This is a genomic window from Polaribacter staleyi, from assembly GCF_038024045.1.
Classification (GTDB): Bacteria; Bacteroidota; Bacteroidia; order Flavobacteriales; family Flavobacteriaceae; genus Polaribacter; species Polaribacter butkevichii.
Genome location: NZ_CP150665.1, coordinates 509,360 through 522,951, shown reverse-complemented (window position 1 = coordinate 522,951; position 13,592 = coordinate 509,360). Strand labels below are relative to the sequence as shown.

General features: G+C 30.6%; 12 protein-coding genes. 9 read left to right on the top strand and 3 right to left on the bottom strand.

What is annotated here, in order from left to right; all coding sequences use genetic code 11:
- Positions 1 to 2 precede the first annotated feature (2 nt).
- The 5 genes from WHD07_RS01985 (at position 3) to WHD07_RS01965 (ending at position 5,807) form a co-directional block, all read left to right on the top strand.
- On the top strand, positions 3 to 1,223 hold the full coding sequence (locus tag WHD07_RS01985) for an ABC transporter permease (protein WP_343329841.1): 1,221 nt from the start codon (positions 3 to 5) through the stop codon (positions 1,221 to 1,223).
- A 203-nt stretch (positions 1,224 to 1,426) separates the two neighbouring features.
- The gene (locus WHD07_RS01980) at positions 1,427 to 2,467 is read left to right on the top strand and encodes a sensor histidine kinase (RefSeq protein WP_343329840.1); all 1,041 of its coding nucleotides are present in this window, start codon (positions 1,427 to 1,429) and stop codon (positions 2,465 to 2,467) included.
- 3 nt (positions 2,468 to 2,470) lie between these two features.
- Positions 2,471 to 3,199, top strand: a complete 729-nt coding sequence (locus WHD07_RS01975; protein WP_343330974.1) for a LytTR family DNA-binding domain-containing protein — start codon at positions 2,471 to 2,473, stop codon at positions 3,197 to 3,199.
- Between the two features lie 1,449 nt (positions 3,200 to 4,648).
- Positions 4,649 to 4,951, top strand: a complete 303-nt coding sequence (locus tag WHD07_RS01970; protein ID WP_343329839.1) for a hypothetical protein — start codon at positions 4,649 to 4,651, stop codon at positions 4,949 to 4,951.
- A 232-nt stretch (positions 4,952 to 5,183) separates the two neighbouring features.
- Positions 5,184 to 5,807, top strand: coding sequence for a DUF6515 family protein (locus tag WHD07_RS01965; protein ID WP_343329838.1), 624 nt, complete (start codon positions 5,184 to 5,186; stop codon positions 5,805 to 5,807).
- 94 nt (positions 5,808 to 5,901) lie between these two features.
- On the opposite strand, the gene WHD07_RS01960 is transcribed toward WHD07_RS01965, so the two are convergent.
- Genes WHD07_RS01960 through WHD07_RS01950 form a run of 3 tightly spaced genes read right to left on the bottom strand, consistent with a single transcriptional unit; the run spans position 5,902 to position 8,513 of the window.
- The gene (locus WHD07_RS01960) at positions 5,902 to 7,152 is read right to left on the bottom strand and encodes a mechanosensitive ion channel family protein (RefSeq protein ID WP_343329837.1); all 1,251 of its coding nucleotides are present in this window, start codon (positions 7,150 to 7,152) and stop codon (positions 5,902 to 5,904) included.
- Between the two features lie 55 nt (positions 7,153 to 7,207).
- The gene (locus tag WHD07_RS01955) at positions 7,208 to 7,846 is read right to left on the bottom strand and encodes a thiamine phosphate synthase (RefSeq protein ID WP_343329836.1); all 639 of its coding nucleotides are present in this window, start codon (positions 7,844 to 7,846) and stop codon (positions 7,208 to 7,210) included.
- 52 nt (positions 7,847 to 7,898) lie between these two features.
- On the bottom strand, positions 7,899 to 8,513 hold the full coding sequence (locus WHD07_RS01950) for a DEAD/DEAH box helicase (protein ID WP_105048646.1): 615 nt from the start codon (positions 8,511 to 8,513) through the stop codon (positions 7,899 to 7,901).
- Between the two features lie 163 nt (positions 8,514 to 8,676).
- Between WHD07_RS01950 and WHD07_RS01945 the strand changes: the two genes are divergently transcribed.
- The 4 genes from WHD07_RS01945 to WHD07_RS01930 all read left to right on the top strand — a co-directional run bounded on the left by WHD07_RS01945 (position 8,677) and on the right by WHD07_RS01930 (position 13,551).
- Entirely contained in the window at positions 8,677 to 9,105 is a 429-nt protein-coding gene (locus WHD07_RS01945) for an MgtC/SapB family protein (RefSeq protein WP_105048645.1), read from the top strand.
- A 372-nt stretch (positions 9,106 to 9,477) separates the two neighbouring features.
- Positions 9,478 to 10,647 carry an FAD-dependent oxidoreductase gene (locus WHD07_RS01940; protein WP_343329835.1) on the top strand — a complete coding sequence of 390 codons (1,170 nt, stop codon included), beginning with the start codon at positions 9,478 to 9,480 and terminating at the stop codon, positions 10,645 to 10,647.
- 12 nt (positions 10,648 to 10,659) lie between these two features.
- The gene (locus WHD07_RS01935; RefSeq protein ID WP_343329834.1) at positions 10,660 to 12,408 is read left to right on the top strand and encodes a flavin monoamine oxidase family protein; all 1,749 of its coding nucleotides are present in this window, start codon (positions 10,660 to 10,662) and stop codon (positions 12,406 to 12,408) included.
- Between the two features lie 72 nt (positions 12,409 to 12,480).
- On the top strand, positions 12,481 to 13,551 hold the full coding sequence (locus WHD07_RS01930) for a peroxidase, FMP-type (RefSeq protein ID WP_343329833.1): 1,071 nt from the start codon (positions 12,481 to 12,483) through the stop codon (positions 13,549 to 13,551).
- The last annotated feature ends 41 nt before the right edge of the window (positions 13,552 to 13,592 follow it).

Below are 13,592 nucleotides of genomic sequence, written 5' to 3'. Positions count from 1 at the left end.
TTATGAGACTATTAAATTTATTAAAAATCGCATTTAAAGCCATTGTTCTTAATAAAACAAGAACTTTATTAACCATGTTAGGTATTATCATTGGAGTTGCTTCGGTAATTACCATGTTGGCCATTGGAGAAGGCTCTAAAGAAAGTATTAGAACCACTATTTCTGCCATGGGATCTAACATGATTACCATTAAAGCAGGAGCAGATACAAGAGGTGGTGTTAGGCAAGCAGCAAGTGTTATGGAATCGCTAACTTTAAGTGATTATGAAGCGATAAAAAAACAATCTAGCTTGCTAAGTTATAGCACTCCAATGGTGAATGGTGGCGGACAAGTTATCAACGGATCTAACAACTGGCCAAGTACTATTTATGGTGTAAATCCTGAGTATTTAAAAATTAAAGTTGTTGGTTTACAAAGCGGAAGTATGTTTACAGATGCCGAAGTTAAAACAGCATCTAAAGTGGCTTTAATAGGACAAACTGTGGTAGATAACGTTTTTCCTGATGGTCAAGATCCTGTAGGGCAAATGATTCGTTTTAATAACATTCCGTTTAAAGTAATTGGTGTTTTAGAAGAAAAAGGAGAAAATACCTTTGGGCAAGACCAAGATGATGTAGTAATTGCGCCCTACACAACAGTACAAAAACGTATTTTGGCCATAGATCATTTAAATCAAATTATGGCTTCTGCCATTAGTGAAGAAGAAGCACCAAATGCCGTGATAGAAATTTCTGCAATTTTACGTACACAACACAAACTAACTGCTACAGAAGATGATGATTTTCATGTACGTTCTATGGAAGAATTGATTTCAACTTTTAGTTCTACAAGTGAAATGTTAACGCTGCTTTTAGTTGCTGTAGCTAGTATTTCTTTATTAATTGGAGGTATCGGAATTATGAATATTATGTATGTGTCTGTAAAAGAACGAACCAAAGAAATTGGTTTACGAATGGCAGTAGGAGCAAAGGGAGCAGATATTTTAATGCAGTTTTTAATTGAAGCTATTTTAATAAGTATTACAGGTGGATTGTTAGGAGTAATTTTAGGGCTTGCCGCCACAGTATTTATAGAAAAATTCTTAAATTGGCCTACAAGCGTTGCGTTATATTCTATTATTATTTCTTTTGCCGTTTGTGCTGTAACAGGTATTTTCTTTGGATGGTATCCTGCCAGAAAAGCATCGGCTTTAGATCCAATAACTGCTTTACGTTATGAGTAAAAATGGTTGCTGTAATTTATTATAGAATTATATTAATACCTTTTAAAGATATAAAAAGGATACATCCATTATATAAAATTATTACAAATCTTTTTTGCAAAATATATTAAAGATTTGTTTGATTCAATAATTTTAAAACAATTGGTGTTAATAGAGTATGCGGTTTTATAAATATTTTAGAAGCTACTTTATCAAAATAAAAAATGATGTACAAGAATAAAACAATAACAATCTTATCACATTTACTTGTTTGGTTAACACTAGTCTGTTTGCCTTATTTATTGTCTTACGGACAAGAACAAGAATTTAATAGAGTAATTGCACATTTTTGGATTCCGTTAGTGTTTTCTGCAATTATATTTTACACGAATTATTTTGTGTTGGTAGATCGTTTTTTGTTTCCTAAAAAAATGGTGTATTTTATTGTGATAAACACAGTAATGATTGTGTTTTTCTTATTTTTAAAAGAATATATTGAAGATAATTATATTCAGAATATTGCTAAAAAACGTATTGAAAACACCAATAGAGTACAGCCTCCGTTTAAAATGGCTATATACATACAAGTGCTGTCTTATCTTGCGCCATTATTCTTTTCTATAGCCTTAAAATCTACCAAAAGGTGGATTAAAACAGAAGCAGAACGCAAAGAAGCAATTAATTTTAAACTAAAATCAGAAATAGAACATTTGCGTTATCAACTGCAACCACATTTCTTTTTTAACTCCTTAAATAATATTTATGCTTTGGTTGATATTTCGCCAGATCAGGCTAAAAAATCGATACACAGTTTAAGTAAGTTAATGCGTTATATGTTGTACGAAACAAATGAAGAATCCATTTCTTTATCTAAAGAAATAGATTTTATGAAAAAATATATCGATTTAATGAAACTACGTGTTTCTGATAAAACTAAAGTAAATTATCATTTTCCTTCAGAAGAAACTGGGATAAAAATAGCCCCTTTATTATTTATATCATTAATAGAAAATGCTTTTAAACATGGGGTATCTGCAAGTAAACCCAGTACCATTGATATAAAAATGACTTGCAATAATAAAAAAGTAATGTTTGTGATAGAAAATGATAACTTCCCTAAAAAGATAGATGATAAGAGTGGCTCTGGCATTGGGATACCTAATATAGAAAAACGTTTAGAATTATTGTATCCAAATAAAAATAGTTTTAAAACGGCTGTAACTAACAATCGTTTTGTAGCGGAATTAGAAATTGAAACCAATTAAATGATGAGCAACTTAAAAATATCTTGTGTTATTGTAGATGATGAACCTATGGCACTTAATTTAGTGGAAAGTTATGTAGAAAAAACACCTTTTCTAGTGCTAAAAAAGAAGTGTAGTAGCGCCATTGAAGCCATGGAGTTTATTAAAAATGAGCCTGTAGATTTGTTGTTTTTAGACATTCAAATGCCCGATTTAACAGGTATTGAATTTTCTAAAATGTTACCTAAAGAAACTCGTGTTATTTTTACTACTGCTTTTGATCAATATGCATTAGAAGGTTTTAAAGTAGAAGCTTTAGATTACCTTTTAAAACCTTTTGATTATGCAGAGTTTTTAGCGGCAGCTAATAAAGCAAATACCTGGTTTGAGTTGGTTAAAGGTAAACAGCAAAAAGTGGTTTCTGAAGAAAAAGAGTTTCTATTTGTAAAGTCTGAATACAAACAATTGCGCATTAAATTGGCAGATGTCTTGTATTTTGAAGGCTTAAAAGATTATATAAAAATATGGGTAAAAGATAACCCAAAAGCTATTTTAACACTTATGAGTTTAAAGTCTTTAGAAGAAGAATTACCGGAAACTCATTTTATGCGAGTGCATCGTTCTTTTATTATTTCACTAAAAAATGTAGAGGTTATAGAGCGTAGTCAGATTATTATCAACAACCAACGTATTACGGTTTCTGAACAATACAAACCTAAGTTTTTGGAGTTTGTGAATAATAATTCTTTGTAATGAATTACCATACAATTGTGAGTGTTTATTTTTAACTCCGTGAATCTTTGTTTTTTCTCTGTGAAACTCTTTGTAATAACTTTCTTTTCATTTTTCCATTGATGAAAAACGAAACAAAAAATCTAGATTTATTTTAAATTTCTACAATGCTACGTTTTATTCCATTCACGTGTCCAGACCACTGCGTTCTTTGGACACTAGCCATTCCATAAAACTTGAATTGTAACGAAATTTAAAAGTAGGTCGGTTTTTAGATTCTGAATTATATCTTCCTATACTTTCCAATATCAGCATCCGTTAAAACCCGTAATTGTCATTGCGAGGAACGAAGCAATCTCATCACAACTTTGCTATTGTGAACTTTAAACTCACTGACTTTCTTTGAAAAATGCTATGTAATAACACGTTTTTTTATTCTTTTTATTTTTCCATTGATGAAAAACGAAACAAAAAATCTAGACTTATCTTAAATTTCTACAATGCTACGTTTTATTCCATTTATGTGTCCAGACCACTGCGTTCTTTGGACACTAGCCATTCCATAAAACTTGAATTGTAACGAAATTTAAAAGTAGGTCGGTTTTTAGATTCTGAATTATTTATTTCTATCCTTTCTAATATCAGCATCCGTTAAAACCCTTAATTGTCATTGCGAGGAACGAAGCAATCTTATTACAACTTTGCTATTGTAAGCTTTAAACTCACTGACTTTCTCTGAGAAATTCTATGTAATAACACGTTTTTTTATTCTTTTCATTTTTCCATTGATGAAAAACGAAACAAAAAATCTAGACTTATTTTAAATTTCTACAATGCTACGTTTTATTCCATTCACGTGTCCAGACCACTGCGTTCTTTGGACACTAGCCATTCCATAAAACTTGAATTGTAACGAAATTTAAAAGTAGGTCGGTTTTTAGATTCTGAATTATATCTTCCTATACTTTCCAATATCAGCATCTGTTAAAACCCGTACGTAATCGTCATTCCGAATAATTGAGGAATCACATCATCAAGGGAACACTTTATGCTTTTTATGAGATTCCTCCGTTGTCGGAATGACAAAGTTATGTGTGAAATCTAATAGTGTCATTTCAAACCACGCTTCGAAATGACAAGCTGTGTGTGAAATCTAATTATGTCATTCCAAACTACATCTTTCTATTAACATGCATTCGAATTTGAAAATATGAATCTTAATTTTTGAACACTTTAAGAATTCCTTTATTAAAATATAAGTATGAAACTATTTCGTAAAATAAGAGGAAATTTAAATGATTTAAGTGATATTCAAAAAAACAATATGCTTATTAAAATAAATAATGCTTAATTTTTCATCTATCAATTCACTTAATTAAGAGGTAAATGCGCTGTGTTTGTCTATTTCATTTTATCAACCTAAAGGTTAAAACTACATTTACGAAAACATAAAATAATAAACACAAAATCATGAAGAAAGTCGCATTATCATTACTTTTAGTAACTACAATGTTTAGTTGCAATAGTATTAAAAATATAGGGTCTGCATCAAACATTAAACAAGCTGCAACTTTACTTAGTTCTTTAAGTTCAAACTCTACAGTACAACAAATTTCTAGCCTTTTTGCATTATTAGATATTAATAAAGACCAAGCTATTAGTTCTACAGAAGCTATAGGCTCTGTAGCAGAAAACTTTAATGTTTTAGATACAGATAGTAATGCTAGTTTAAACCTTACTGAATTAACAGGTTTATTAGCATTATTGAAATAATAAAATAAATGTTAGTGGCTAAAAAGACATACTTTTAAAAGTATGTCTTTTTTTTTGCTATCAAATAAAGAGAAACTCTTTGTAAAACAAACCCCGTGTTGTCTATAAAATAATACTGTTTATAGATATAATAATGGCATTTGTCTATATGCTAAAGAAAAAATTAAACCCTAATGGTATTAGTTAGTCTTATTAGTATAGTAAACAAAGTTTAATTTAAAACACTAAAATTATGAAAGCATTTATAAAATCATTTGTATTACCATCGTTATTTATAGTTGCTGTTGCAACAAGTATTTCTGCTCAGACACGTAGAACTACAACAACCAAAAAAACACCGGTAAAAACAACCAGAACTACAACAATAACCAGAACCACAACAGCTAAAAAAGGTGCTTCAAGTAGACGAATTGCAAGTAAAAATGTAACGTATAAAAAACCTACCAAAAAAGTGGTTTCTGTAAGAAGCATTCCTAATAAAACTGTAGTAAAATATAAAAATCAAAATTATTACTATGCAAACAATAGATATTACACACAAGCTAGAGGTCGTTATATTGTGATAGCTCCAAAAATTGGCTTTAGAGTTAGAGTTTTACCAACAAACTATAAAAGAATTAGGTTTAACAATTACAACTATTATAATGTAAATGGTACTTTTTACATTCATGTAAATAATGAATACGAGGTAGTAGAGCCAGAAGTGGGTACAGTTGTATATGAGTTGCCAAAAGATTATGAAAAAGTAGTAATAGACGGACAAACGTATTATGAATACGCAAATATTTTATACGAAAAAGTACAAGTAGATGGCACAAGAGCTTATGAAGTGGTAGGTGTTATAGATATGGATTAATACCCGTAAATTGATTCGAAAAAAGGAGTATAATTTTTAATTATACTCCTTTTTTTATGTTCTTAAAATGATATACTCCATTAAAATAGATAAACTATTTTTTAGAATTGTTAAAATTAGAACTATTAGGCAATTCAAAAATTTCTAAATTAAAATAAGGAACAGAGGCAATTACATGATCAAAAATATCAGACATAATGTACTCGTAATTTTTCCAACGTTTGTCATTACTAAAAGCATAAATTTCTATAGGAATTCCTTGTGTTCCGGGAGCTAATTGACGTACCATAATCATCATGTCATTATTAGTACCAGAATGATTTTCTATATAAGTTTCTATATATTTTCTAAAAACACCAATATTGGTAAGGTTTCTACCATTTAAAAGCAATTCTTTATTAATGTTATTTTTTTGATTATACTCATCAATATTAGCCTGACGTGTTTCTAAATAAGTGGTAATAGACTGAATTTTTTTCAATTCATTTACCTCTTCAGGCGATAAATGATGAATACTATCCATATTAATATTTAGCGATCTTTTTATTCGTCTACCATCTGAGTCTGTCATTCCTCTCCAATTTTTAAAGGAATCAGAAATTAACGCATAAGTAGGGATTGTAGTAATTGTTTTATCAAAATTTTGAACCTTTACGGTTGATAAATTAATTTCGATAACATCTCCATCTGCACCGTATTTTTCAAAGGTTATCCAATCTCCAATTCGTACCATATCATTAATAGAAACCTGAATGCTGGCAACAAAACCTAAAATGGTATCCTTAAAAATTAAAAGAATAACTGCCGATGCAGCTCCAATAGTGGTAATAAATTTAATAAACTCGATACCAGTAATAATGGCAAAAGCAGATAAGATTCCGAAAATCCAAGAAAAAATCATAAACACCTGTATGTAGCTATCTATGGGCTTATCTTTTAAACGAGGTACGGTTTTTAAGTAATCTTTAAGGGCGTTTAAAACACTTCTTACAATCCAAAGTATTAAGACAATTGTAAAAACCTCTAGTCCTTTCTGAATGATGTTTTCTATATATTGAAAATCTATAAATACTAAAGGTGTAAATTCTAAAGCAAAGATTAAAGGAATGATATGCGCTATATTTCTTGGTACTTTGTTTTTTACTAATAAATCATCAAAATTAGTTTTACTCTTAATAGCAAACTGGGTAAACAATTGTACTAAGATTTTTTTAATGACAAAATCGATTATAAAAGTAATAATGAGTACGCCAATTAACAACGTAAACATATTAATATATGCAGCCCATGTTGTAGAAAAACCTTCTGTAACTAAATAATCGTATAATAAATGTTCAATTTTCATGCGTGTACAATTTTTAAAGAAAGTCTATTCTATTTAAAATAGTACCTTTTAATGATTAAAATGTATGACGTTGTTCGTCTATAGAAGAAGCTCTAAGTAATTGATTAAACAATTTAATGCTGTCAAAATTTTGTGTAATTGCAGTAGATACAGCAACACCAGAAATACCCGTTTCTAAAATAGCAGTAATATCATCTGTAGTAATTTCTCCTTCACCAATAATTGGCGTTTCGGTTTTTAAGGCATCTAAAATTACCGTAAAACCATCTATACCTAAAATGGTTGGTAAATTGTTTTTTTCTGATGAAATTCTAAACGGACTTAAAGTTATATAGTCTACTTTTTTACTAAGTAAGGTTTTGCAATCTTGCAAAGTGTTGGCGGTTGCACCCACAATTTGCCATGTATATAAATGCTCTAAAGCTGTAGTTGCACAAAAATCTATATTTTCTATATGCACACCATCTGCTTTTACTTCTTTTGCTATTTTATAATAATTGTTTAAAATTAACCTTGTTTGAAAGTGAGAGGTAATTTCTCTAGCTTCCTTGGCTAATTTTAAATATTTCTTTTCAGAAACACCTTTTACGCGTAATTGTACCAATTCTGCACCAGATGAACACGCTTTCTGAATGTTCTCTATATGTTCTTTTGGAGTGTTTCCTTGAGATATATAATGTAATTTAGGAATCATTGTGTGCGTTTTTATAATTAAGAATGATTAAAAAAAAGGTACTTGCTTAAGATTACTTAACAGATACTACTTTAGCAAATTGCATAAAATAATCTTCGAATCGTTTTAACATCGGATTCATTTTTTCTGAATACAATACATACTGGCATTTATGAATACTTTGTGTAATAGCCATTACTGCAGCATAGGCTGTTTTATCAACTAAAAACTCAGCATCATCAATATTAAAAATCTTTAATTGTGTGGTATTTAAACCTTCTAATAAAAGCAATTTATTTACGGTTTTTGGAGTAGCAATTAAAATATCTACACCTTCAAATATTTCAGATTTTAGCAAATCAATATGCTCTCTATCATCACAAGCATACACTCTTACAGCATCATATTTACTAAGTTTTATAAACTCGTCATGTAATGCTAATGCTTTTTCTGAGTTTTCTACTAAAACTAAGGCTCTTGGAGCAACACCCACTTGTTGGCATTTTAGTTTATGTAAAGTAGTTAATACAAGTGTGGTTGTTTTGCCACTATCTTTTGGCGCCGTACAATAAATATTTGCACCACTTTTTATAACAGGTATACTTTTACTCTGAAATGGAGTAGGTATTGTTATTTCTAAAGATTCTAAAATCTCTTTAATATCAGCATGTAATTTTTTAAAAGGCATATCTAGTAAAAAGGTAATTATTTATGATAAAAATGAAGGCAAAGATACAATTAAATTGATGTACTTATTTCTTTGTGTGCAGCATTTTAAAAGAGAATTTAAGCTAAAGTATATATTGTGTAAAATGGAATTAATATTTTATCTTTAAGTTTTAATTTTTAATATGACAATTACAGATTTTACAATACGTCTTCTTACGGCATTATTTGCAGGATTAATCATAGGTTTTGAGCGTCAATGGCATCAAAAATCAGCAGGTTTAAAAACCAATATGCTCGTGGCAACAGGTGCTTCTATTTTTGTTTTATTATCATTTATATTAAAAAATGATGATGCAACAATTGATGTTACAAGAATTATTGCACAAGTAATAACAGGTATTGGTTTTTTAGGTGCAGGTGTTATTTTTAGAGAAGGTGTAAATGTACATGGTTTGGGTTCTGCAGCCACCATTTGGTGTAGTGCTGCAATTGGTTGCATTGCTGCTACGGGTTTATATTTAGAAACCTTAATTTGTACTTTATTAGTGGTTCTTATCAACTCTTTTATTACACCTCTAGATAATTGGCTAAAAGACCGAAAAATGAAGTAAAAACAGTTTCATTTTTCCAGAATCTTCTTTTATAAATAGCATTTAGAATTCAATAAACAGGCAAATTGAATACTGACAATTTTACTGTCTTTTTTAGTATTGATAAAATAAAACTCGAATTTATGGGGGTAAATTTATCAGTAATATACCTTAAAGTAAAACCTTAATTTAAATGGTTTTACTACTTCATTAAAAAAAAAACTAATAGATTATTTATTCATAAACACCTTATTATAAGTCACGTTTTTATAACGGTCTTAAAAAAAGGGTATTTATACGTAAAATTTAATGACTCCTGTTTTATAGTTTTATTACTTTGAAAATCAATTGATTAAATATTTTTTTTTGATTTAACTATAAAACATAAGTACTATGACAAAATATGATGTTATTGTTATTGGTGGTGGACCAATGGGGTTGGCTACTGCAGCAGAACTTTCTAATTCTAATAAACAAACTTTATTAGTAGATAAATATGGTTTTATAAATCAGAATGGAAGTTCAGCGGGATTATCGAGACAATTTAGAGTGCAATATGCGCAAAAATATATGGCTCAATTAGCGCTAGATTCCATTCCGTATTGGAATAATTTACAAAAAACAACAAAAGATACACTTATAGATCATGTAGGTTCTTTGTGGTTTGGAGACCCAGCATTAAGTTCTCAAGAAGGAGGAATAGGAGCAGCAATGACAGTAATGGATGAATTAGATATTCCGTATGAAAAATTAAATGCCTCACAAATACAAAATCGATTTCCTTTTAAATCTATTCCAGAAATTTATCATGGATTTTTTCAGAAAGATGGTGGTATAATAGATTTAGCTGCAACACAAAAAGCACTACTAAATATATGTATATCGGCACCAAATGTAACATTATTAGAACATTCACCCGTAACTAATATCCAATCCTTAGAAAACGGAAATATCATTGTATCTATAGATGGAGTCGATTTTATTACAGAAAAATTAGTACTTACTCCTGGGGCTTATATTAATGAACTTTTAACGTTTTTAAGATTATCAATAGACATTGATATTTGGGAAATGTCATCTGCCTATTATAAAATAACCGAAGATATAAAATTACCTACTTGGTTTGTTTTTCAGAAGCCACAAGCAACAAGTTTGTTCTATGGTTTTCCAGAAGTAGATTGGGCACATCCTGGGTATGTGCGTGTGGCACCAGATATTCCGGATGCAATTCTTCAAGATCCATCACAGAGAAGCCGTATTCCTAGTCAAAAAAGTTTAGAATTAAATGAAGCTTGGGTAAGAGATCACATGGTTGGTCTTGCGCCAAAATCAGAATTTACGTCAACCTGCATAATTACTTTAGTTAAAAATAGTAAAGAAGAATTGTATTTAGACACACTTCCGCCTTCCATACCAAACAACAAAAACATCATTGTATACACAGGTGGTTGGGCTGCAAAATTTGTTCCTTTAATAGGAAAAATCCTTACAGACTTAGTTTTAACCGAAACAACATCTTATGATATTTCTAATTTTAAAATAACGTATAAAACTACTAACTAAACATAAAATATAATGAACTTAAAAAAACAAACATTTGAAACGAATGTACCCAGCAACACAGAAATAGAAGTTGCTATTATTGGTGCGGGAGTATCTGGTTTATATTCGGCATATCGACTAACAAATGATGAAAGTACTCCGTTACCCGCAAACCAAGTACAAATATTTGAAATGGGTGATCGTATTGGTGGAAGACTAGAATCTGTAGAATTACCCGGTATGAGTATTACAGGAGAACTTGGTGGTATGCGGTATATGACATCACAAGAAATTGTTACATCATTAATAGAAAATGTATTTAAAGATGAACTAAATAACATCCCATTTCCAATGGGAAATGCTTCGCAACATTTTGGCTATTTTAGAAAACAACGTTTAAAAATGAACGCTTGGGAAGAAGCTCAAAACCAGGGTAGTGTCTTAGAAACCAATTATATATTAAATAAAAATGATGAAGGCTACAGTGCCGATCAATTATTTAATAAAATTATTTATGATGTATTAATGGCAGATCCATGGTTTGTAAGTAACTATGGTAACCTTGTTGCTAACCCAAGTAAATATGAGTATACTTTTAAAATTACAAGAAGCCAGTGGAATAGTATTAAACCCCAATTAATCTACTATTTTATAGGGCCTTATAATGGGTTAAAAGTAAATGATATTGGGTTTTGGAACCTAATTAAAGATAGAGTATCTCAAGAAGGATATACTTTTTTGGCAGATGCAGGCGGTTATTTTTCTAATACAATAAATTGGAATGCTGCAGAAGCTTTTCCGTATATGGTTGGAGATTTTTCTAATGCAGGATCAGAATACAAAACAATAGATGGCGGTTACGATCTTATAGCATATGCAATTGCTAAAGGATATTTAAATAACCAAGGAGCCAATATTTGGATGGGAAATCGTTTGGTAACGTTTAAAAAGCAAACTTCGGGTACTTATAAATACGAGTTAGAGTTTTTTAACAAAGAAACACAAAGTAGTTGGACGCTTAAGGCGAATAAAATTATACTAGCCATGCCTCGTAGATCTTTAGAATTGTTAGATCAAAACAACTTCTTTTTTAACCAAGATTCGCAAAAAGTATTACAAAAAAACATGGCTTCGGTAATAAAAGAACCTTCTCTTAAAATATTAATGGGGTTTGAAAATCCGTGGTGGAGAACAGATTTTAATACCATGGCAGGTCATTCTATTACAGATTTACCTTTACGTCAGTGTTATTATTTTGGTAAAGATCCAAACGACAGTCATTCTTTATTTTTAGGCAGTTATAATGATATGCAAACGGTTACTTTTTGGCAAGCTTTAGCCAACTCTAAAAGAGAAGGCGGAATCTTTAGAAAATTATTTCAGCCAAAAGCAACCGATAAAGTTGCAGCAACAGCATTTAGCAAAAGACTTTTATCAAATCAGGCAACACAAGTTATGGTTTCTGAAGCGATGAATCAGATAAAGGAATTACATGGACGCAAAGAAATTCCGATGCCTTATGTAACTTGGTATAAAGACTGGAGTATGGATCCTTATGGTGGTGGTTATCATGCTTGGAAAGCAAATTATGATATTGCAAACACCATGAAATATATGAGAAACCCAATAGCAGAAGAATCAATTTATATCTGTGGTGAGGCATATTCTGATCAACAAGGTTGGGTAGAAGGTGCATTTTGTGTTGCAGAAAGAATGTTACAAAGCTATTTTGAACTGAAAAGACCAACATGGATTTCTAATAACTATTATTTAGGTTGGTAATCTACCTAAAAAAGAAATTTTAAAAGATTATTTATTTAACCAAATGAAGAATTTAAACTAAAATTATTACAGATGTCAAAACAGAAAGAATATTCTCCTGCCGTGTTAAAATTACCAGCAGATTATGGAGTATTAAAACAATTAGAAGGTACTTGGGTAAATCATAATCCAGATAACAATACTACGGGTTGGGGGTTGCATACTACTTGTATGCCTTCTCCAGGTACTAACTCAGAAACCATTCCCGGTAAATATCACTTTTTATGTGAAGATTATACAGAAGAACTTACATTTACTTTGGTAAAAGGTAGCGTACGTAATAGAGGAGGAGCAAACGAACAATTTGCAGGAGCAGTAGAATATAAAACAGCTATTAACGATTTAAACGGAAACCCGCTACATGCAGAAAATGGTATGTATTTGTGGTTGAGTGATATATACAATCATCCTGCGAGTGTAGAATCTGTAAAAACAGACATTGGCCAACCTGAATTAAAACCCGGTGATGGCGCTAACGGACCCAATTTTGTACCGTCTTATTCCGTTTCTAGAAGTGGTACAATTCCGCATGGTAGTACTATTTTACTATTTGGAAAAGATGAAGAAAAAGAAGGAAAACCAGTGTTTCCTTCAGGTACAAATGCTTGGGAACCTGGTTTTTTAGCCATTTCGCAAAGTATGGGTGGTGCAGACATACCGCCAGATGCGCCAATTAATTTAGATAAACCAGCACCTGCTTGGGTACATGATACTAGCATTCCAATAAAGCAACCAAGTTCTAACAAGGCATATACACAACGTATTTTAGCTCATAATTTATACCCATATTCTGTAAGACCAGATTTACGATTGCGTGATGCGCTTAAAAATCAGGAAGTAAAAAAACATGTTCTTATAGAAATGAATACAACAGAAACTGGTGGTCCACAAGGCGGCGTTTTAAACAATCCTTTTGTGTCTAGATTTGCTCCTGTACAAGAAATGAAAATGAGAATGTGGATTGAAACGATTGTAGAAAACGGAGAAGAAATTCTTCAATTGCAGTACGAACAGATTATGTTTTTTCAATTTCAATTTGGTACAGATGGTGGCGCAACACGTTGGCCACATATTCAAATAAATACACTACGTAAGAAAAAATAAGCTTATTGTCTTATAAAAAAGATAGTATCCAAAAGGTTGCT

Coding starts and splice junctions, on each gene's coding strand:
- WHD07_RS01985 (WP_343329841.1), top strand. CDS start 3: ATGAGACTATTAAATTTATTAAAAATCGCATTTAAAGCCATTGTTCTT.
- WHD07_RS01980 (WP_343329840.1), top strand. CDS start 1,427: ATGATGTACAAGAATAAAACAATAACAATCTTATCACATTTACTTGTT.
- WHD07_RS01975 (WP_343330974.1), top strand. CDS start 2,471: ATGAGCAACTTAAAAATATCTTGTGTTATTGTAGATGATGAACCTATG.
- WHD07_RS01970 (WP_343329839.1), top strand. CDS start 4,649: ATGAAGAAAGTCGCATTATCATTACTTTTAGTAACTACAATGTTTAGT.
- WHD07_RS01965 (WP_343329838.1), top strand. CDS start 5,184: ATGAAAGCATTTATAAAATCATTTGTATTACCATCGTTATTTATAGTT.
- WHD07_RS01960 (WP_343329837.1), bottom strand. CDS start 7,152: ATGAAAATTGAACATTTATTATACGATTATTTAGTTACAGAAGGTTTT.
- WHD07_RS01955 (WP_343329836.1), bottom strand. CDS start 7,846: ATGATTCCTAAATTACATTATATATCTCAAGGAAACACTCCAAAAGAA.
- WHD07_RS01950 (WP_105048646.1), bottom strand. CDS start 8,513: ATGCCTTTTAAAAAATTACATGCTGATATTAAAGAGATTTTAGAATCT.
- WHD07_RS01945 (WP_105048645.1), top strand. CDS start 8,677: ATGACAATTACAGATTTTACAATACGTCTTCTTACGGCATTATTTGCA.
- WHD07_RS01940 (WP_343329835.1), top strand. CDS start 9,478: ATGACAAAATATGATGTTATTGTTATTGGTGGTGGACCAATGGGGTTG.
- WHD07_RS01935 (WP_343329834.1), top strand. CDS start 10,660: ATGAACTTAAAAAAACAAACATTTGAAACGAATGTACCCAGCAACACA.
- WHD07_RS01930 (WP_343329833.1), top strand. CDS start 12,481: ATGTCAAAACAGAAAGAATATTCTCCTGCCGTGTTAAAATTACCAGCA.